The sequence below is a fragment of the Vibrio sp. B1FIG11 genome (assembly GCF_905175335.1).
GTDB classification, from domain to species: Bacteria; Pseudomonadota; Gammaproteobacteria; order Enterobacterales; family Vibrionaceae; genus Vibrio; species Vibrio campbellii.
Map to the genome: position 1 here is coordinate 3,488,638 of NZ_HG992751.1, position 19,206 is coordinate 3,507,843.

General features: G+C 45.9%; 21 protein-coding genes and 1 pseudogene. 7 read left to right on the top strand and 15 right to left on the bottom strand.

The genetic code is table 11. From position 1 onward, the window contains the following. Nucleotides 1-4 precede the first annotated feature (4 nt). Nucleotides 5-271, top strand: a complete 267-nt coding sequence (locus KHO06_RS16190) for a DUF1145 domain-containing protein (RefSeq protein WP_005438504.1) — start codon at nucleotides 5-7, stop codon at nucleotides 269-271. A 63-nt stretch (nucleotides 272-334) separates the two neighbouring features. Here KHO06_RS16190 and KHO06_RS16195 read toward each other — a convergent pair whose 3' ends face one another. The 5 genes from KHO06_RS16195 to KHO06_RS16215 form a co-directional block, all read right to left on the bottom strand. Continuing rightward, nucleotides 335-919, bottom strand: a complete 585-nt coding sequence (locus tag KHO06_RS16195) for a YhgN family NAAT transporter (RefSeq protein WP_005430358.1) — start codon at nucleotides 917-919, stop codon at nucleotides 335-337. A 112-nt stretch (nucleotides 920-1,031) separates the two neighbouring features. Beyond that, nucleotides 1,032-1,253 (bottom strand): YecH family metal-binding protein, encoded by a 222-nt coding sequence (locus tag KHO06_RS16200; protein ID WP_212582485.1) that lies wholly within the window; start codon nucleotides 1,251-1,253, stop codon nucleotides 1,032-1,034. A gap of 69 nt (nucleotides 1,254-1,322) precedes the next feature. Further along, a complete protein-coding gene (locus tag KHO06_RS16205) occupies nucleotides 1,323-1,943 on the bottom strand; it encodes a lysoplasmalogenase (RefSeq protein WP_212581870.1) in 621 nt (206 codons plus the stop codon). A 29-nt stretch (nucleotides 1,944-1,972) separates the two neighbouring features. After that, entirely contained in the window at nucleotides 1,973-2,155 is a 183-nt protein-coding gene (locus KHO06_RS16210) for a hypothetical protein (RefSeq protein ID WP_005430339.1), read from the bottom strand. An 808-nt stretch (nucleotides 2,156-2,963) separates the two neighbouring features. Continuing rightward, a complete protein-coding gene (locus tag KHO06_RS16215) occupies nucleotides 2,964-3,329 on the bottom strand; it encodes a hypothetical protein (protein WP_005430355.1) in 366 nt (121 codons plus the stop codon). Nucleotides 3,330-3,570: 241 nt separating this feature from the next. On the opposite strand from KHO06_RS16215, the gene KHO06_RS16220 reads away from it, so the two are divergent. Next, nucleotides 3,571-3,900, top strand: coding sequence for a DUF2500 domain-containing protein (locus KHO06_RS16220; protein WP_005430363.1), 330 nt, complete (start codon nucleotides 3,571-3,573; stop codon nucleotides 3,898-3,900). Between the two features lies 1 nt (nucleotide 3,901). On the opposite strand, the gene KHO06_RS16225 is transcribed toward KHO06_RS16220, so the two are convergent. Then, complete coding sequence (locus tag KHO06_RS16225) at nucleotides 3,902-4,915, bottom strand: acyltransferase family protein (RefSeq protein WP_081234758.1); 1,014 nt, start codon at nucleotides 4,913-4,915, stop codon at nucleotides 3,902-3,904. Between the two features lie 250 nt (nucleotides 4,916-5,165). Here KHO06_RS16225 and KHO06_RS16230 point away from each other — a divergent pair, with 250 nt between their 5' ends. After that, complete coding sequence (locus KHO06_RS16230; RefSeq protein ID WP_038890530.1) at nucleotides 5,166-5,546, top strand: cystatin domain-containing protein; 381 nt, start codon at nucleotides 5,166-5,168, stop codon at nucleotides 5,544-5,546. Nucleotides 5,547-5,635: 89 nt separating this feature from the next. Here the strand turns inward: KHO06_RS16230 and arsJ are convergent. From arsJ to rhtB, 6 genes and pseudogenes are all read right to left on the bottom strand, one after another. Beyond that, nucleotides 5,636-6,852, bottom strand: a pseudogene (gene arsJ / locus KHO06_RS16235) (organoarsenical effux MFS transporter ArsJ). Between the two features lie 258 nt (nucleotides 6,853-7,110). Beyond that, a complete protein-coding gene (locus tag KHO06_RS16240) occupies nucleotides 7,111-7,605 on the bottom strand; it encodes a cyclin-dependent kinase inhibitor 3 family protein (RefSeq protein ID WP_081234753.1) in 495 nt (164 codons plus the stop codon). A gap of 11 nt (nucleotides 7,606-7,616) precedes the next feature. Further along, on the bottom strand, nucleotides 7,617-8,618 hold the full coding sequence (locus KHO06_RS16245) for an ArsJ-associated glyceraldehyde-3-phosphate dehydrogenase (RefSeq protein WP_081234751.1): 1,002 nt from the start codon (nucleotides 8,616-8,618) through the stop codon (nucleotides 7,617-7,619). 43 nt (nucleotides 8,619-8,661) lie between these two features. Continuing rightward, nucleotides 8,662-8,997 (bottom strand): metalloregulator ArsR/SmtB family transcription factor, encoded by a 336-nt coding sequence (locus tag KHO06_RS16250; RefSeq protein WP_045421287.1) that lies wholly within the window; start codon nucleotides 8,995-8,997, stop codon nucleotides 8,662-8,664. Between the two features lie 102 nt (nucleotides 8,998-9,099). Further along, complete coding sequence (locus KHO06_RS16255; protein WP_038890534.1) at nucleotides 9,100-10,323, bottom strand: EAL and HDOD domain-containing protein; 1,224 nt, start codon at nucleotides 10,321-10,323, stop codon at nucleotides 9,100-9,102. A 28-nt stretch (nucleotides 10,324-10,351) separates the two neighbouring features. After that, nucleotides 10,352-10,966, bottom strand: a complete 615-nt coding sequence (rhtB, locus tag KHO06_RS16260; RefSeq protein WP_005430372.1) for a homoserine/homoserine lactone efflux protein — start codon at nucleotides 10,964-10,966, stop codon at nucleotides 10,352-10,354. A gap of 65 nt (nucleotides 10,967-11,031) precedes the next feature. On the opposite strand from rhtB, the gene KHO06_RS16265 reads away from it, so the two are divergent. Continuing rightward, nucleotides 11,032-12,021, top strand: a complete 990-nt coding sequence (locus KHO06_RS16265) for an alpha/beta fold hydrolase (protein ID WP_212581871.1) — start codon at nucleotides 11,032-11,034, stop codon at nucleotides 12,019-12,021. Between the two features lie 171 nt (nucleotides 12,022-12,192). Next, nucleotides 12,193-13,017: a Cof-type HAD-IIB family hydrolase gene (locus tag KHO06_RS16270; protein WP_045421283.1), complete on the top strand. Its 825-nt coding sequence runs from the start codon at nucleotides 12,193-12,195 to the stop codon at nucleotides 13,015-13,017. Between the two features lie 70 nt (nucleotides 13,018-13,087). On the opposite strand, the gene KHO06_RS16275 is transcribed toward KHO06_RS16270, so the two are convergent. Continuing rightward, the gene (locus tag KHO06_RS16275) at nucleotides 13,088-13,558 is read right to left on the bottom strand and encodes an EVE domain-containing protein (RefSeq protein WP_005452022.1); all 471 of its coding nucleotides are present in this window, start codon (nucleotides 13,556-13,558) and stop codon (nucleotides 13,088-13,090) included. A gap of 41 nt (nucleotides 13,559-13,599) precedes the next feature. On the opposite strand from KHO06_RS16275, the gene KHO06_RS16280 reads away from it, so the two are divergent. Together KHO06_RS16280 and KHO06_RS16285 are read left to right on the top strand one after the other, a co-directional pair. After that, nucleotides 13,600-15,150: a hypothetical protein gene (locus tag KHO06_RS16280; RefSeq protein WP_212581872.1), complete on the top strand. Its 1,551-nt coding sequence runs from the start codon at nucleotides 13,600-13,602 to the stop codon at nucleotides 15,148-15,150. Further along, complete coding sequence (locus tag KHO06_RS16285; protein WP_212581873.1) at nucleotides 15,150-15,746, top strand: tRNA-uridine aminocarboxypropyltransferase; 597 nt, start codon at nucleotides 15,150-15,152, stop codon at nucleotides 15,744-15,746. Before KHO06_RS16280 ends, KHO06_RS16285 begins: the two co-directional genes overlap by 1 nt. A 107-nt stretch (nucleotides 15,747-15,853) precedes the next feature. Here the strand turns inward: KHO06_RS16285 and KHO06_RS16290 are convergent, their stop codons facing one another. Together KHO06_RS16290 and yigB are read right to left on the bottom strand one after the other, a co-directional pair. Continuing rightward, nucleotides 15,854-18,340 carry an EAL domain-containing protein gene (locus tag KHO06_RS16290; protein ID WP_212581874.1) on the bottom strand — a complete coding sequence of 829 codons (2,487 nt, stop codon included), beginning with the start codon at nucleotides 18,338-18,340 and terminating at the stop codon, nucleotides 15,854-15,856. A 139-nt stretch (nucleotides 18,341-18,479) separates the two neighbouring features. Further along, on the bottom strand, nucleotides 18,480-19,196 hold the full coding sequence (gene yigB / locus KHO06_RS16295) for a 5-amino-6-(5-phospho-D-ribitylamino)uracil phosphatase YigB (RefSeq protein WP_212581875.1): 717 nt from the start codon (nucleotides 19,194-19,196) through the stop codon (nucleotides 18,480-18,482). Nucleotides 19,197-19,206: the final 10 nt, after the last annotated feature.

A 19,206-nucleotide genomic window follows, 5' to 3' on the forward strand; every position in this document is an offset into this window, starting at 1 on the left:
TTAAATGAAAGCATTATTGATACTGGCTAAAGCGGCCATCGCCTTTGTCTGGTTCGTATTGATCCTCAACTTCTTTATGCCATTCCCGGGCAAAGCAGCGATTGCGTTGTACATCATGACCGCTTTCTTGTTCATCATGCACGGTTTGCAAATGGCGATCTTCATCGGCGCGTTTGGTGACAAGATTAAGATGAGCGCATGGGAAAAGTACTCAATTTTGATTTTTGGTATTTTCGCTCTGCTCGATATTCGTCGTAAGCACATGATGTAACTGACAGATAAACGAAAGCCGCTCACGAGAGCGGCTTTTTTGTATCATTCGATAGGCAAAGACTTAACCCATGTAGCTCTTCACACCATCTAGGAACATCTGGGTAGAAATCATTACCAACAGCAACCCCATCAAACGCTCAATCGCTTTCAGGCCGCGCTCTCCCAAAATGCGGTGGAAGAAACTGTAAAACATCAAAATGAAGAAAGTGGCGCCCCAAGCAATCAACACCGCGGCAGACAGCTCCATAATCTTGTCTGGATGCTGAGAAGAGAGCAAAAGCAGCGCAGCAATCACCGAAGGCCCGGCAATCATAGGGATGGCCATCGGCACAATAAATGGCTCTTCACCTGCGGCTAACCCGGTAATACTGCCAGCACTTGGGAAAATCATCTTAATCGCGATGATAAACAGAATGATACCGCCAGAAATACTCAAGGTCTCAGGTTGAACATGAAGGAAGCTCATGATGCTCTGCCCTGCGAATAAGAACAGCATCAGAATCATCAAGGCAAATACTAGCTCACGGATCAGTACTTTTCGGCGACGCTTCGCATCTAAGTGTTTGAGAATGGACAACACAATCGGCAAGTTGCCGAGCGGATCCATAATAAGAAACAGCATGGTCGCTGCAGAAAGAATGTCCATGTTCTGACCTCGACGGAAAAGTTGGCGGCCAGTATAGCAAAGTGATTGAGTGAAGATATGACTGAAGGCGAAATGAGTTTATCGCCTTCATAAATAATCAGTTAGCCGCAATTTAGTGATTGCAAACACGCACCATATTTACGACAAACTGACCTTCCAGTTCGCGTACTTTTTCGCGCTTTAGCAAAAACTCTAGCAATGCATCTAAGTCTAGATCATTCAACTTACAGGTATGAAAGCGTGCCTCAGAACCAAAATGAGCCGCAAGCTCATCACGATTCATTGGGGTTTCACGAAGTAGGTTCAGTAAGCTATGAGCATGAATTTCAGTCATCATCGACTCCAGTCATCAAATTGAATTCATCCAGTTTACTTAAAACCTGACCGCTTACTTTGACCTGAGTTAGTAAATGATAGAGGCAACAATTAATGCATGAGCCAAAAAGTAACTGCCGCTCACCCAAACATAGGCGCGTTTCATCGGCTTACGATAACCATGTATCGCATAGGCCAAGGCGGAGTAAATCATCACGACAGTTCCGCTAAACCCAAGCGCATTGGCAAAATTAGGCACTTGTAACCACACCTCCCCTGCAGCCCACGCCAACTGGACCAGCATAATCCCCATGATAACGACCGGGAAGACCATCGAGTCCAATTGCGGCAATAAGAGGAAGAACGCCACAGTACTCGCGGCTAGCAGCAGAGCTAATAGCCACCACACAATGTCACCATTGAGCTGAACCCAGAACGATTTGCTATAGCAGATTTGTGCTAGTAGATAACCAGCAAAATAGAGAGGTTTACGAGACTTAAAAGAGTGGAGCGTATCAGCAAACATCGATACCACTAGACCACCAACGATCCAATAGGTGTGAGGCGCCGAGGAACCCTCAGTCAGTGCTAAAATCAGCAATAAGAGCAGAGTAAAGATTTTAAATGTCAGAGACTGCGTTGGATTGGACTGTTTTGCCCCCAACACGGAATACATCCCCGATAGCCCTATCGCTAACCAACTCCACATGCCGATACACCTTTCACGTAATCTCGCCGCTAGTCTAGGTAGACCAATCTTGATGTAAAGGCATAATCCATGAAAGTTGGATCTTGATAGCGAATCGCAACATTTTGTAGACGTAACTTAGTCAATTGCTGCTTAGGTTTTTTCTCACAACCATTGAGCTCAGCTATCTCACTCTCGATGTTATCGATAATCTCATCAAAAGCCCCAACCATTATAAATTGAAAAACAATCCGTCAATTTGTTCGACATACAACCACTATGGGCAAATTATCAACACAAAAATCGAATCTACATCCTCAGACCTCTAAAACAGCTAAAACAGGTACCTCATGACAATACAAATGTCTGCTAAGCCAGCAATAAGATAGAGTAAAAATTCAAACAACCAGACATAACTAACTGATATAGCTAAACATACTGACAAAAATGCACAAAAACATAAACTTAGATAACTTAGCTAAAAGCTAAACCCTTTTGAGACCGAGATTTTCTCATCAGATAGGAAAAGGCGAACTAAATAGACGTCCGTCTACGTCATACTCATTAGCACAAAACCAACTTTTCTCAACTTTTGAGAAATTCAGCAAAAATAGTCAGCCAACCATAACACTGAAACAAGAAACACTATTCCAGCATAAAATTACTCATATTTAACACCTTAAAATCAACAACTTAAAATAAAAAAGAAGAGAAAACCATCAAGTAGAACACTTAAAGAACAGCACAAAAAACACAGTTTTATTAGTCAATTTAGGGTTAAAACGCCCAAGTTAAGTTCGAGTTTTGAAAAGTTTTCCGCTTTGAAGTTGATCAAAGCTCAAAAACAGTGCTATATTATTTACATCGAGTTCATCAATGATTTTAGGGGTAGTGTTATGATTTCTTCTTCTCAAAAACAAGGGCTGGTAATGATTGCAGTGGTTGTTGGTTTAATGACACTGCCAATGATGTACTAAGTTACTGTTTAAAATAAAAAAGGGACGCTTTCGCGTCCCTTTTTTATTATTCAAATTGTGTGTTCTACAAATGCTTAACCAGAATGTCCCAATGCATGTAGTAGAAGCCAAGTGCAGCAAGCGTAATCAAGGCCATTAACAAAATCGCCGCTCGCCAAATAAAGCGTGAACTCCTCGGCGTCAGTTCCTTTTCGCAGGCATCACATGCCGCCAAGAAACCTTTTCGATCGTCCAACTTGTAATCCTCTTCGTGAACAACCTTATTCCGCACAGTTGCGATAAATCGCAGTTTAGCAACAACATCATGCGGTAAGCGCTCTTCACAACTGGTGATCAGTTGATGTAACCCTTTCCCTTCTGCGTGGTATTGCGTTCGCAGAAGTTTTTCGATCGTTCGGGTACGCATGACTACTTTCTCAATATCTGACATCGTAACCCTCCTTACTTGATCCTTCCTTCGTCCGTTGTTTCATTCTTCTATAAATTTAGAACTTTTTCGAGCCAAAAGGTGCAAATTTCCTTTTAAATTGTGCTCTTGAACGCATATAAAATGTGAAGTGCGCCGAATAAAATCTAAGACACTTTTACTAGATCACGAATAATTTATCTCAACTCATAGTTTAATCAGGGAGTTCTGTAAAATAGGCGCCAATGAAACATTGGAGGTTATCATGCCAATCTCACTTATTTTGGCTCTGTTCGCTCTGATTGCGCTTGGCGCATGGGCATTTTTCCGCTTCTACAGCAAACATTACTTTGGTGAGGATGCGCCTGAGCAGAGTGCTCAAGTGACCATCTTGGACAAGCAAGCGATAGAAGTACCGGATGCCGAGCCTGGCCAAGACGATCAAGAATATTGGATTTATGTACAACGCGGCTCAATTGGGCCAAAACGCGAGTTTCAAATCGGTGTGCACTATTACCACGCGCTGAACCCAGGTGATAAAGGCACATTAACCTACCGTGGCGATAAGTTCTTGCACTTCGCCCTAAACCGCTAATTTACGGTAGCAACCAGCGAGTCTTGGCGGACTTAGAGAACAGATAGCTCATCGCCAAGGCTCCAGCACCACTCAGTACAATCCATAGAGGAATCACCCATGCTGGATGGCCTTGATACCAACCGAACGCTTTCATCGGCCACAAGAAAATTGGGTGAAGAAGATAAATACCCAAACTGTGCTGGCTAATAAAACTCACCACTTTCTGTGCTTTGGGCGCTAGGCCTTCTCCAAAGTAACGACACAGCATAAAAATCATCGACGCGGCGAGAATCACGTTCAATGTTTTGTATGAGAACCAACGCCCTACTGTGTACTTGTCCACTTCTAAACTGTTGCTCACCACCATAGTAAAGGTCACTGCCAATGCCACCAGCCCTAATGCCGTAAACCCCGTGACGACAGAACGATTAAGTGGGACTTTCTGAAACAACACATAACCGAGTGGTAAATACCCCATATAAAGCCAGTATTGATTGCTCCACGGTCCATCAATTTTGAATAGGAATAAAGTGCTGGTGAGTAACCAAACCGCCAAGTACGCATAGAGGACACTGTCGTCACAATTGCGGACTACCCATTGAAACAACGGAATCACAAAATAGAGCGGAATAAAGTAATAGAAGAATCCAAGATGGTAGTAAGTTGCATGATGCGGACTGTTGCTCACCACTTCTTCAACGGTGGAAAAATCAAAGCCTTGTGCCGTCCAACCTGACAAATACGCATAAAACATCGACCAAACTAAAAAAGGCACCAACACTTTACCTAAACGCCGTTTGACGTAGTACTTGGCATCAAAAGGACGTGTATCACTGAGCATCAAAGCTCCCGTGATCAAAATGAATACCGGCACCGCCCAACGGGTCACACTGTTCACACCGACCGCCGTTGCCCATTGGTCAAATGGAATCACGCCCAACTCATTACGATATGGCGCTAACACGTGAATAGCGATCACTGCCACTGCAGCAACACAACGTAATAAGTCGAAAAACAGAACCCTTTCTCTCATACCCTTTCCTAATTTGCGTAACTTCACGTCTATAGCATAGGGCAATTTTCATCCGGTTAAATAGTTAACAATCTGTTTTTGCTTATTTTTAACTCAACGATGACGCACCAATATCATTGATTTGCAAAATGGTTGATGACAAATCCTATTGTACAAATGGGATCACTAGCCCTAAGCTTTCTCGGATATGAAACAGATCTAACCGTTTCATTCCTTTAGGATGCTGGACAGATTATTAAGAGAGGTCTTTATGAAGAAAACATTATTAGCGTCACTGGTGTGTGTAGTGGCTTTAGCTGGATGTAATCAAAAGGAAGAGGCCGTGGCACCAACACAATCGCAACCGGAAGCGAACCCTATCTGTAGCGCTGAAAACCTTGCTGGCGGCTGGTCACAAGGTGAAGTCACACCTGAAGCTCAGCAAGCACTCGACTTTGTACTTGGTCAGATGAATACCGCGGCTAAGCTAAAAGAGATCTTAAGCGTACGCACTCAAGTAGTGAATGGCCTTAACTACGCGATTGAATTCGAAATGGACAATGGTGAAGTTTGGAACACCATCGTTTACCGCTCACTGAAAGGTGATATGGAAATGACGCAGCCAGCACAACAAGGCCGTATTTGCCCATAAGCAAGACTTGCTGATTTGCGATATTGAATCGTAAAAACAAAAATGGCTCCCAAAGCGGAGCCATTTTTTATTCTGAATCGGAAATCGATTTAAGCCGTCGCCACTTTGGCTTTTGGTAGTTTGATAGAGATGACCGTCGTTAGCGCTAAGAAAGCAAAAGAGACCCACAGACACGCCGCTAAACCCGCTTCTTGGTAAATCCAACCGGATAGAACCGTACCAATCAAACGTCCCATTGCATTCGCCATATAGTAGAAGCCGACATCCAGTGAAACGCCATCGCCTTTCGCATAACTAACGATCAGGTAAGAGTGCAGAGATGAGTTCACCGCAAACACAGCACCGAAAATCATCAAGCCCACGACAATAACAAGCTCTGGCTGCCAGCCGATTTGCACGCCATAAGCAATCGCACCAGTGATGACAGCCAGGATACCCGCCCAAATCAGAGCCGCACTGCCATCTGGCACTCGACCTTGCGCTTTGCCGGTAATACGAGGCGCAAAACCTTGAACGAATCCGTAAGCAATCACCCAAGCCGCAAGGAAGCCGCCTACCATCAGGTGATCCCAACCAAACACGCTGCCAAGATAAATCGGCAGTGCAACAACAAACCACACATCACGCGCGCCAAATAGGAACATACGTGCAGCGGAAAGAATGTTCACCGATTCTGACTTAGAGAAAATTTGACGGAACTTAGGTTTGCTCTTCGCCTTACCCATATCCGCTTCTAGCCAGATCAAGCTGCATACAAACACAACAGCCAGTACACTTGCCATGATGACCATCGAAGTTTGGAAGCCAAACGCCGATAGCAGCAAACCACCAACGAAGAAACCCGCACCTTTCAGCGCATTCTTCGAGCCCGTTAAGATCGCAACCCACTTATAAAGTGCACCTTGCTGCTCGTCTGGCACCAAAGTTTTGATCGCGCTCTTGGCACTCATCTTATTTAAGTCTTTGGCAATACCCGAAATTGCCTGCGCCGCCATTACCCAAGGGATGGTCAACCAAGCATTGGGCACTGCCAACATCAGCAAGGCAAAATCTGCATCCCTAAGCCGACGTTCATGGTTTTGTTCAAACCAAGTCGAGCACCTAGCCAGCCACCAACCAAGTTGGTCACTACGCCAAAAAATTCATAGAAAAGGAACAGCGAAGCAATGGCTAAGCTTGAGTATCCTAAGTCATGGAAGTAAAGCACCACCAGCATACGGAGTGCACCATCCGTCACAGTGAAGTTCCAATAGTTGAACGTCACCAGCATATACTGACGGATACTTTTGCTTAGTTTTGAAATCATAACGACCTCAGATGTACAGCGTTTAGGGCATTTAGATCATGGTGTTCCAAATGCTCTATGACCTGAACACCAGCATTGAGCCATCTCAATACTGGCGCTAAATTGTGAAACAAGAACTGATGAGACACCCAAACATTAATTGTTAACAAACAATAAGTTAAGCATAAGACCAGTAAGCAAAAATCACATAAATTGGTAAGCCATTACGGCATAAAGAGAGCTTTTAGATCATGATGTTCCAAAAGCTCTATAAGCTGATCAAGCGTTTTGAGCTACACGTTCGATGTACTCAACTTGTACTGGCTTTGTGAAAGCACCAGGGCGCAGCGCTTGCACTTCACGTACGATGTCTTCTAGCGCCCAATCTTTCTCTAGCAGTAGGTGCGCAGCAAACAAACCTGTGCGACCAGAGCCACCCATGCAGTGCATTGCAACCTTGCCACCTTGAGCAAGAATCGCGTGCAGTTCAGGACTCGCTTGTGACCATTTTGCAGCGAACTCTTCGCCCGGAGCACAGTCATCTTCAATCTCAATTTGGAACCATTTCATGCCTAACTGTTGGGTTAATTCGCCCAATGCAGACACATCTTTGGACGCTAGTTCAGCATTATCAAGGGCAGTAACAATCGCTTCTACGCCTTGCGCTTTTATCTGTTCTAGCGAAGCTTGCAGTCCAACACCTTTGGTACCAGGACATGGAGTCAGTACCAAAGCGCCCGTTTCTAAATCTAATTGCCATGTAGGATGAGACATCTTAAAACTCCTTATGCCATACCAACGTTACGAACCAATTCCGCAGTACGCGTCGCGTAACCCATTTCGTTATCGTACCAAGCGTAAATCTTCACCATGCGAGAACCCACTACCATGGTTGATTGTGCATCAACGATAGTTGAACGTTGGTCGCCTTTGTAATCAATAGAAACCAATGGACGCTCTTCAAAACCAAGGATGCCGTTTAGCTCGCCTTCAGAAGCTTCTTTCAGTAGTGCGTTAACCTCTTCTGCCGTGGTATCACGTTTCACATCAAAAATGATGTCTGTCAGCGATGCGTTTGCTAGAGGAACACGAACCGCGTGGCCGTTAATCTTGTCTTTTAGGTCCGGGAAGATTTCCACAATTGCAGTCGCACTGCCTGTAGTGGTTGGGATCAGGCTCATGCCACATGCACGTGCACGACGTAGGTCTTTGTGCGGCGCATCCAAAATCGTTTGTGTGTTAGTTAAATCGTGAATCGTTGTGAATGACGATTGTTCAATGCCCAGTTTCTCGTGAATCACTTTCACGACTGGTGCAATACAGTTCGTTGTACAAGACGCTGCGGTTACGATGCGGTGCTGCGCAGGATCGAAGATGTGGTCGTTCACACCCACTACGATGTTAGCTACGCCATCTTCTTTCACTGGTGCACTAACAACAACACGTTTTACGCCTTGTTCTAGGTATTTGTTTAGGAATGAGGTTTTGCGATGAACGCCCGTTGCTTCAATCACAACATCACATTGACCCCAGTTCACAGCATCAATATCACGCTCTTGTGAAGTCGTAATGCGCTTACCGTTGATCATCATATCTGTGCCTTCAACTTGCACTGCATGGTTCCAACGACCTTGAACTGAATCGAACTCAAGTAAGTGACCAAGCGTCGCTGCATCACCCGCTACATCGTTGATGTGCACGAACTCTAGCTCTGGCCAATCAAACGCTGCGCGTAATGCCAAGCGACCAATACGACCGAAACCGTTAATACCTACTTTAATCGTCATAATCTTCTACCTTTTTAAACCTATAAACTGGTAACACTTACTATTAGCAGCAAGCTGCACGAGCTTTATCGTGCAATCGTGAAATGTCTTCTTGGTACTCTTTCTTCAAACAGTTTGAGGCCACCAAGTCATCAATCAATTTTTGCATCCATCCCGGTAATTGATCGGACAGCTCGTAGTACACCCATTGCCCCTGACGTTTATCAACTAAAATACCATTCGATCTTAGCTGGGCCAGATGGCGAGAAATCTTGGGCTGGCTTTGTTGTAATGCATAAGCCAAATCACCAACACAGGTTTCCCCTTCACGAACCACCAACATTAAGCAGCGCACACGAGTCTCGTCGGAAAGAAGTTTGAAGAACTGATGTGGAAGCATAAATACATACCTATATATGGATATGCGTATATAGTTATTTAAAACTGAGATGCCGTCAAGCGATCGCGCTCGACTGTAATAAAAGTTTAATATTTGATCAGATTAGGCGCCAGAAAAGGTCTGACTCCAGCGAACGGCTTCGCCAAGCTCAGACTTCACATCGTCGACAGAAAGCCCGAGCTGCTGAGAGAATTGCTCCACGCCCGCCCAATCGGCACGCTCGTAGCACTCTTCAATTGCCAGTAACGCGCCGTATTCACCTTGGCGATGCAACAAGGCTTGCTGCACGGAAGGACTTAACGGCAACTGTCCAACTAAAGATTCGACAGACAAATCGAGCATGGCATCGAGAATCGACAATAATCCGATCATAAACCCCTGCTCGTTGAGATGCGCAAAAGGTTGATAGCGCGACATAGCTTCACAGAATTGAGCGCGTTGCAGAGATAAGTTGTACAACTCACGTGGCTTGCTACTGGAGATATAAGACGCCACCACCAGCGAGACAAACATTTTGAGCTTTTCTTGCCCAAGGTAAATCAAGGCTTGGCGGAATGACGTGATGGTCACTTCCAACGTAGTCGATTGTGTGTTCACAAAACGCAGTAACTTGTACGACAGCGTGACATCCTGAGTAATGATGTTTTCAATCCGGCCAAAGTCTGGATCAGGCACGCACACTTCTCTAAATAACTTGAGCGCCAGCACTTGTTCGGGGCTCACATATTTAGTCTGCATCACTTCGGGCTTACTGAAAAAGTAGCCTTGGAAGAATTTAAAGCCCGCCTCTTTGGTCGCTTCAAACTCGGCTTCAGTTTCGACTCGCTCAGCTAAGAAATGATACTTGGTGCGCTTTTTGGTGTGCTGCTTAACCAATTCACATGCTTTCTCAAGCCCCATTGCCATGATATCGAGTTTTACAATGTGGACATAGGGCAAGAAGCGACGCCATTCATCAGTCAAAGTGAAGTCATCGAGCGCAATCAAATAGCCTTCACGGTAAAGTTCGCGAATGGCTTCAAGCAGTTCATCGGTCGGTTGGCAGGTTTCGAGTACCTCAACCACGATTTTGTTTTTCGGCAAACTTCTTGGTAGCCGACGCAACAAACTTTGTTGAGGGAAATTGATGAAGCATCGTGACGATGCAATCAGAGGATTGGTTCCGACAGAGAGAAAATTCTCTACAATCAATCGGTATGTCGCCCTGTTTGAATCGATGTGTGCAGGATAGGCATTACTTTCACCATCACGGAACAACAACTCATATCCCAGCGTCTGTCTTTTTCGATTAAAGATAGGCTGGCGGGCGACATACGCATTTTTCATTCGAAATTATTGTGATTTTTATAATTTGTTACTTAGCTGCCGCTAATAATGCACCACATCCCATGAACATTGAACCGAATACTTTATTAATTTTGCCCATGATCTTATCTGAGCGAATAAAGCGACCCATTTGAGCGGCCAAACTGGTGTAACCCAGCATCACAAACGCATCAATGGTCACTGTGGTCACACCCAAAACCAACAGCTGAGTCAGCTGGTCTTTCGCTGGATCGATAAACTGTGGAAACAGTGCCACCAAGAAGACGATCGATTTTGGGTTTGTCAGGTTAATAAGAATGGCTTTGTACAACAGAGAAGTGCCTGACATCGCTTTGTGGCTTTCGGTTGCAACTAAACCAGACGTATCACGCCACTTTTGAATGCCAAGCCACACAAGGTAAGCCGCACCCACCCACTTGATCACGGTAAATGCCGTTGCCGATTGCGCCACCAACGCGCCAATGCCAGCACCAACCAGAGCAATATGAATCGCCAAACCGATTTGTAAACCAACGATAGCACCTAATGACTTGCGCGTGCCGTAACTCAAACCATTACTGATTGAGTTGACGGTACCAGATCCCGGAGCCAGACTAAAAACGATTGCTGTTACCACATAGGCTAACCAAACGTGGGTATCCATTGCATTTCCTCAATAATTCTTCGATGATACATCGCGTAAGCAACGTATCTTCAGGTAATCGACTAATGGCTATTAACCATTCACCTTTGACTTATACTCAAGAGACTTTATTTGAGCAAGCAATAGGTGGTCCGATCGCAGCACTTTGGCAAGAACGCCAAGAAGGCTTTGTAAAAGGGACAGAGAAAAAGAAAATCTACTGGTGCAAACTCACCAATCCTGAGCACACAAAAGCCGTGCTGATCGTCAACGGTCGCATTGAAGCTTCCTGGAAATACCAAGAACTGTTCTATGATCTGTATCGACAAGGTTATGACGTGTATTCGTTTGACCATCGAGGACAAGGTTTATCAGATCGCCTAATTCCAGACTCAGACATGGGTCACGTCTATGACTTTAATGACTACATTGAAGATATGGAATTGGTGCTGCAACAGCTTGATTTAAGCGGATACCAACAGCGTTTTATCATTGCTCACTCAATGGGTGGTGCAATCGCTACGCGCTACCTGCAAACGCATCCAGAACACAACTTTGATGGTTTGATTCTGAGTTCCCCAATGTTTGGTATCAACCTACCTTGGTATCTCAGCCCTATCGCGATTCCGGTCAGCCAAATCTTAGCGGCAGTCTCGACAAAGCCAAGCTACGCGCCGGGTCATAAAGAATACTACCCAAAACCGTTTGAAGATAACCCACTTAGCCAAAGCTACGATCGTTATCATTGGTTCCGTGGTTTATACCGTGACAAACCCGAGCTGCAAGTCGGTGGGCCAAGCACCCGCTGGGTTTGGCAAGGTTTAATAGCTGCCAAGCAATGTATTTTGCTGACACGCCAAATTAAAGTTCCGGTTTTATTGGTTCAGTCAGGCAACGATCGCATCGTGAGTAACGCCGCGCAGCAACGCTTTATCGATAAGCTAAGTAAGACCAACCCTAATGCCAGCCTAGTTTCGATTGCTGGTGCAGAGCACGAAATTTTGTTCGAAAAAGACCAGTATCGTAACCAAGCTCTGGACGCTATCTTTTCATTTATGCGTGCTCAAAGCGCATAAAATAAATTAAAGAGGAAATACGAGGTCTACGATTTACCCTCTTTTTCCTCCTTATTTTGGCGTAAACTTCATCATGTTCCCCGCACTCGGAGCAGTACGATCTAGTCAATCTACTGCGCTCCGTGTGCAATCAACCTGTTCCACTCTATCCGAACCGTTTACGAGGGCTTCATGAGCACATCGCTACCTTGCAAAGAGATCACCAAAATCGTTGCCTCAGATCTGGATGGCACTTTACTCGCACCAAACCACCAGCTAAGCGCTTACTCGAAAGAGACGCTAAAAGCGCTGCATGAACAAGGCTACACATTTGTCTTTGCAACGGGTCGCCACCACGTAGACGTCGCAAGCATTCGTCGCACGGTAGGTATTCCGGCTTACATGATTACTTCGAATGGTGCACGTGTGCACGACCAGAATGATCAAGAGATGTACAGCCAGAACGTACCTGAAGATTTGGTGCAGCCAGTGATCGACACGATCAAAACGGATCCTGAAATACTTATCCACATGTATCAAAACGACGACTGGTTGCTGAACAAAGACGACGAACAACTGCGTGATTTCCACGAAGAGTTCTCTTACAAGTTATACGACCAAAACAATGCACCAACTGACGGCATTGCGAAAATCTTCTTCACTCATCCAGCGCAAGACCATGAACATCTTGTTACCTTCGAAACGAAGCTGCGTGAACAGTTTGGCGATCGACTAAACATCGCATTCTCAACACCTTGGTGTCTGGAAGTGATGAGCGCTGGCGTTTCTAAAGGTGATGCTTTGAAGGCTGTCGCAGAGTCTATTGGTCTAACACTGGAAAACACCATCGCCTTTGGTGACGGCATGAACGACGTAGAAATGCTATCAATGGCGGGTAAAGGTTTGGTGATGGGCACCTCTCACGAGAAAGTGATGAAAGCACTACCAAACAATGAAGTGATCGGCAGCAACGCCGACGATGCGGTTGCTCACTACCTGCAAGATCATCTGCTATAACCTGTATTAGCTATTAACAGCGGGTTATCGACAAAATCACAAAGGGCTGCACTGTGCAGCCCTTTTTCTTTTATCGCTGACTCGGCAGTTTCTCTTTGCCGAGGATTGCTTGCCACTCTTCTTCGCTCACCGGCATGATCGATAAACGATTGCCGCGTTTCACCAATGGCATGTTTTCTAGCTCTGGCATCGCCTTCATGACCGACAACGGAATCAAGCGCTCAGTCTTACGTACAAACTCAATATCCACCATTATCCAACGCGGATTTTCTGGGTCAGATTTCGGGTCGTAATAATCGCTCTCTAGGTCAAACTGGAAATGATCGGGATACGCTTCACGGGTCACTTTGGCAATACCTGCCACACCTACGTTCTTACAAGAAGAGTGGTAAATCAGTACCAAGTCGCCCAATTTGACTTGGTCACGCATCATATTACGCGCCTGATAATTACGAACTCCCTCCCAACATGAAACCTTTTGGGTTCGAAGCGTGTCAATAGAAAAGGTATCTGGTTCTGTTTTAAATAACCAATATGCCATAATGCCATCCGATGCAGATTGAGTAATGAGGAAGATATAACATGAAGGCTTTGAAAAACCCAGTGGCATTAGCCACACTGCTGGTGCTGCAAGCATGTAGCATGCAACCACAGCAGTCCGATGCAGACACACCAACCACTCCGCCTGCGTCCTTAGATAAGCCAGAAACCATCTTACCTCAAACCTTTATGCTGCGTGGTGAAGTCGTGATTGGGCATGAAAGCCAGTACATCACACCTTGTGGTAGCGACAAACAATACTGGCTGCAACTGTCACCACAACAGGTGCAAAGAGCCATCGCATTAACCAATCAGCCTTATCAGAAAATGTATGGAGAAGTGATCGGTCACCTCAATCCACCTGGTGTTGACGGTTTCTCTGCAGATTTCGACGCGAACTTCGTAGTAGAACAAGTAAACTTCCTCACCACAGAAAACCCACAACGCTGCAAACAAACCAGTAAACCAACACGAGTCTTTAGTAACGAGCCATCTTGGTCAGCCAGCTTTGAAGGCAACTCTCTCAAGTTCCAGCAAATGGGCAAATCGACACAAACACTCGAAATTGAGAGCAGCAAACTGCAACCTCGCCAACGTACCTACCAACTTAAGGATGGTGAACTGCGCATGACAGAGAACTTGTGTTCTGACACCATGAGCAACTCTGTCTACGGCTGGAAGGCAACACTGGAGCATGGCGATAAAGCCTATCAAGGTTGTGGTATGACAGCCAACGTAGATTCAACATTAGAATGGGTGAACACTTACGTCGCGACGTCGACCCAATCGCAAGGCTTCGAAGTGCAGATGACACTCAACAGCGACCACAGTGCCATCACCAAATACAGCTATTCAGACGGGCAACCCCCATTGATTGAACGCGGCTACTGGCAGCAACTGAGTCCATCGCAAGTCCAAGTATTGATGACTCACCACCAGCAACAACGCTTAATGACTGAGCGCCTATTCACTCGCGAAGGCAACCAGCTAAAAGCAGTCAAAGAGAAAGTAGGCAATTTGGTTTATCCCATTGCCGATGGCGGTTTAGTGCTATACCCAGCAACCGTGCGTAACTCAGGCACAGAACAACCAGCAGCCGAACGCAACCACGATCCAATTGGCGCTGCTGATATTCCTTCTAGTGCGGACTTCAACTCAAAAGTGGACGCTGCGGTACGTAACTACTTCTTCATTCACCAAACCAACCCTAGTAACAACCAATACCGTTGGCTGACCTACGATCTGAATGGCGATGGTGATGAAGAATTACTGGTGCAACTTGATTGGTGTGGTTCTGGCGGTTGTACTCTGCTGGTATTCGAAAACCACGAGAAAGAATGGCGTTTCAACAGCCGTATGACGCTAGTGCAAAGCCCAATCATGCTCGGTCAACAAACTTCACACGGCTGGCGAGATCTGATTTTCAATGTTAGCGGCGGCGGTGCAACACCTGGTCAACACGTGATGCAATACACTGGCGTAAGTTACCCAATCAACCCAAGCTTGGCACCAAAAGCGAACAAAGAGCAAGTCAGCGGCGTGCGTCTGTTCTCAGATGGTATCAGCCCTGTTCGTGATGGAGTGCGCTTGTAATGGCGCAGCCTTGTCCACATTGTGGCTTCCAGTTCAACTGCATCTGTTCACTGCTGCCTAAGTTAAGCAGTGAACACTCGCTGATGCTGTTAATGCACCCTAATGAACTGACTCGCGATACCAACACTGGCAAACTGCTCGCCCAGTGCCAACTGAGTGTCACTCAAGTCGTTTGGGACCGAAAAACGCCACCAGCAGAGTTGTCAGAAACGCTAGCTAATCCAAGCCTACTGCCAGTACTGCTATTCCCAAGTGAAGAGAGCCTGACACTTGAACAAGTGCAGCAACAAAGTACCGAGCAAGGCAGACAACCGTTGTACATCATTGTTGATGCAACTTGGCAAGAAGCGCGCAAAATGATCAATAAAAGCCGATGGCTAGAGGGCATCGCGATGATGGGCTTAGCCACTCAAGCCGATTCCCAGTATCAACTGCGTCGCAACCAACAAGAAGGTAACTTATGTACCTTTGAAGTGGCAGCTCAATTGCTCGAACAACTTGGTGAAGAACAAAACCAGAAACAGATGCTGAATTTCTTCAAGCAATACCTTCCTCGTTTCCAAGCCGAGAAAAGTGGTCACGAGCTCAAAGCCTAGTGCCTATCAAAACAAAAAACGCAGCTTTAACGCTGCGTTTTTTATCGGCTGCTGTTTCACGTGAAACAAAACTCTAGAGCTCTTAAGCTCAATTAGAGCAAAGCATATTAAAACAAACGTGTCGGCTCACCTAAGTAATAACCTTGCAGATAGTCCACACCCATGTCCTGCGCAATGTCGCACACCTCTTTATTGTGCACGAACTCCGCGACAGTCTTGGCATTAAACACCTGGCACAAACGCACTAACTGCGAGGCAATCTTGCGCTGCTTTTGGTCTTTGTCGATATAGCGAATCAAACTACCATCGAGCTTAATTACTTCCGGCTCTAACTTGAGGATCTCATCAATATTGGAGTAACCCGAACCAAAATCATCCACAATGATGCGTGCGCCTAGGCTTCTAAAGTGACTGCACACCTCAATCATTCGGCCGTAGTCTTTAATCTGCTCCGACTCCAACACTTCCAAACCAATCCGTCTTGGGTCATTAAGTTGACTGATAGCATGCTCAAGCAACATCAAGGTTTTATCGCTGAGTAAATCCTGAGGAGACAAATTAATTGAGAAGTCGCCTTGTTTGTCCTTCATGTAATTCAACGTGGAACGGATCATGTGACGACTCAAACGTGTGTACAAATGCGTATCAGAAATGATGGGCAAGAAACGCCCCGGCGCAATAATGCTGCCATCCTCTTCGATGATACGCACCAAACACTCTTGGCTCGCGGGACGATGGTTGTAAGCGTGCACAATTGGCTGACTGTAGGTAATGATGTTCTGTTTGAGGATGGCGCGGCTCACACAGCTTAGCCAACCCAGCTGCTCTTTTCGCACGTCTTCATTGACCTCAATGTCTTTGGCATTACAGATGTGAGTATTACTTCGCACCCCAGCTCTTCGCGCTTCAATGCCTTTGAGGAGCAATTCATCCGGCGATGCAGTTGGAAAATCACGACGGCTAACTAAGCCACCGCACAATGAAATCGAAAGGTAATCAATGTCTCGTAAGCCACTTGGCTCAAAGTTGGTTTGCTCAACCGCATCAGCAAAGCGAGTAAAGTGTTGCTTAATCATTTCACTGCTGGTGTCGGCTTTAAATAAGAACGCCCACTCACCCACACCAATGCTATAGAGTTGCAGCGCGGCTGGTTTACCAAGACGTTTACGTAGGCGATTGCTAAAGTGCATCGACAAGTCTTTCAACAATTGGTCGCCAACGCGATAGCCGTACTTTTCGTTGATATGGCTGAAGTTAAGCAGTTTAAGTGTGAGTAGATGCTCATCGGCATTAATAGTGACTAAGCGCTCTTGCAGCGCAACGCGATTTTGTAACCCTGTACGGCTATCTCGACGAAAACTCTGTTCTAGCTTCTTCGCTTGGCGGTCGAGCTGATAGCCCATGTGCGTATTCATGTTATTCAGGTCACCAATCGCATTACGTATCAGACTAAACAACGGTGAAATCGAAGTAGTCATTTCCTGTGTGGGCAAATTGAGCTCGTCAACTTCGTCCCCTTCACGCATCGCAAGGTAAGTCAGGCTGTGGTGCAGAATTTCTTGATGATCACTCCCACCATGCAGTTCCCCCATGCAATAACTGCCGGACGTGCTAGAGATATCAGCAAAGGCACGAACTTCATCGCTGCTATCAATATAATCGAGTCGTGATGCGCAGTTATAAATCATCACCGCTTCAGGCTGGTGCATAGCAAGCTCTACCACCCCATGGCGCACTTGCTCCAGAGTTAAAGAAGGATGGTTATAGCAAAACTGAACTTCATCACCCAGACACCATGGGCGGTCGAAGCTCATGCTGCCATCGGGATGAATCTCGGTCACCGCACATACCTCTTTGCGCCCAATGGATTCGCGATAAAGTGGGAAATTCAGCAGCTGATTGAGCGTCAAGTCGTGCCCATCAGCAAGGTAGTGCTTGTAAACATCGATTGCTTTACGCTCTCCCAAGCTATACAAGCGCGTCCCTTTGGCATGAGTCACCTTATGAGGCATGCCGATCGGGTTCCACTCGGAATACGCGTTGGTCCACACCTTTAAGCTTTCACTATGTAAAGCAACCGCTACAACCGCTTCATCATAAACTTGGTCTTGATGCAGGACCCAGCAACCATCATCAATGGCTTGAGCCAAACCGCCAGAAACCATTGGGCCTTCAGTATTAAATACGCGATACACGGGGTAGTCACGTCGTTCGATTTGGACAGAAAAGCTGATAATGGCTTTGGAGCTATCTTGCAGTTCTAGGGCTTGTTTAAGGTCGTAACCATCAATATCTGGCGAGAAGGAATAATGCTGAGCCGCAGAAGTAAGTGTGGTTTGTTCAAACTCCATCACACATACTAAGCAGCCATGGTTGATGATCTCACCTTCTAGAATAACGTGGCGCGTGCTATGGCCGATAATGTGGGTATCAGGCAATCTTTCTAGAATTGCTCGAGCGAGTGCCGTTGCAGTATCGCGTGATTGTGTGGATAGCAGTTGCACCAGATAACGTTTATCCGCACAACACTGAGAAGTGACTAAAAAGTCATTAAGCTGATCCACATTTTGAACCAGTTGAGAGAATGCTCGCATTTACCCTACCACTGCCGTCATCAAGCCAAAACACATGAAAAGTGCTTTTATTATTTTACTGTTATGAGAGTAATTTACGTGGCTTTACGTGGCTTTGCTAGGGTCAGAATGAAGATTGAATGGATTAATGCGAAAGTGATTACAAAAGCGTAAGCAACGACTGCAAGTTATTGATTTCAACATCAGGTAAGGTTCGTGTTTTTGCCTGATTAATGACATTTTTATTCATATCATTAAACCAGCATGCGGCAAAACCCGAGAGTTTTGCACCTTGAACATCCGTCACCAGATGATCGCCAACATGAAGAATGTGCTCACTTGGTAAGCCCAGAAACTGCTGCGCTTTGGTGAACATATCTGGTGCTGGCTTCGCGCTGCCATCCGGCCCTGCTTTCAGCACTTGTTGGAAATAAGGTGTGAGCCCTATTCTATCTAAATCCACATTGCCGTTAGTTATGGCCACCAGCGGGATTTCTTGCCCCAGTTGAGCAAGTACATCGAGGCTTTGCTGTGGTACTTCAAAGCGGTTACGCCAATCTAAAGCAACCTCTACCGCGGCTTGCGCGGCAGAATGTGCTGCATCGTCATCGTAACCAACTTGGGAGAAGGCTTGCTTAAGTTGCACTAAGCGCCATACAGTGACATCACTCTTCAGCTCAGGTTGTTGCTGTAGAACACGTTGCTTGAGCGCAAACCAATCGGCTTTATCCATGTGAGCGATCGCCGGATGATGGTGTTTAAGCCAAGATAGCAACTCACGCTCCATACGAACTATCACTGGGTAGTTGTCATAGAGGGTGTCATCAAGGTCAAACGTCATCGCCTTTACAGGCGCGATACGGCGGAAGAATTTCATGGGATTCCTT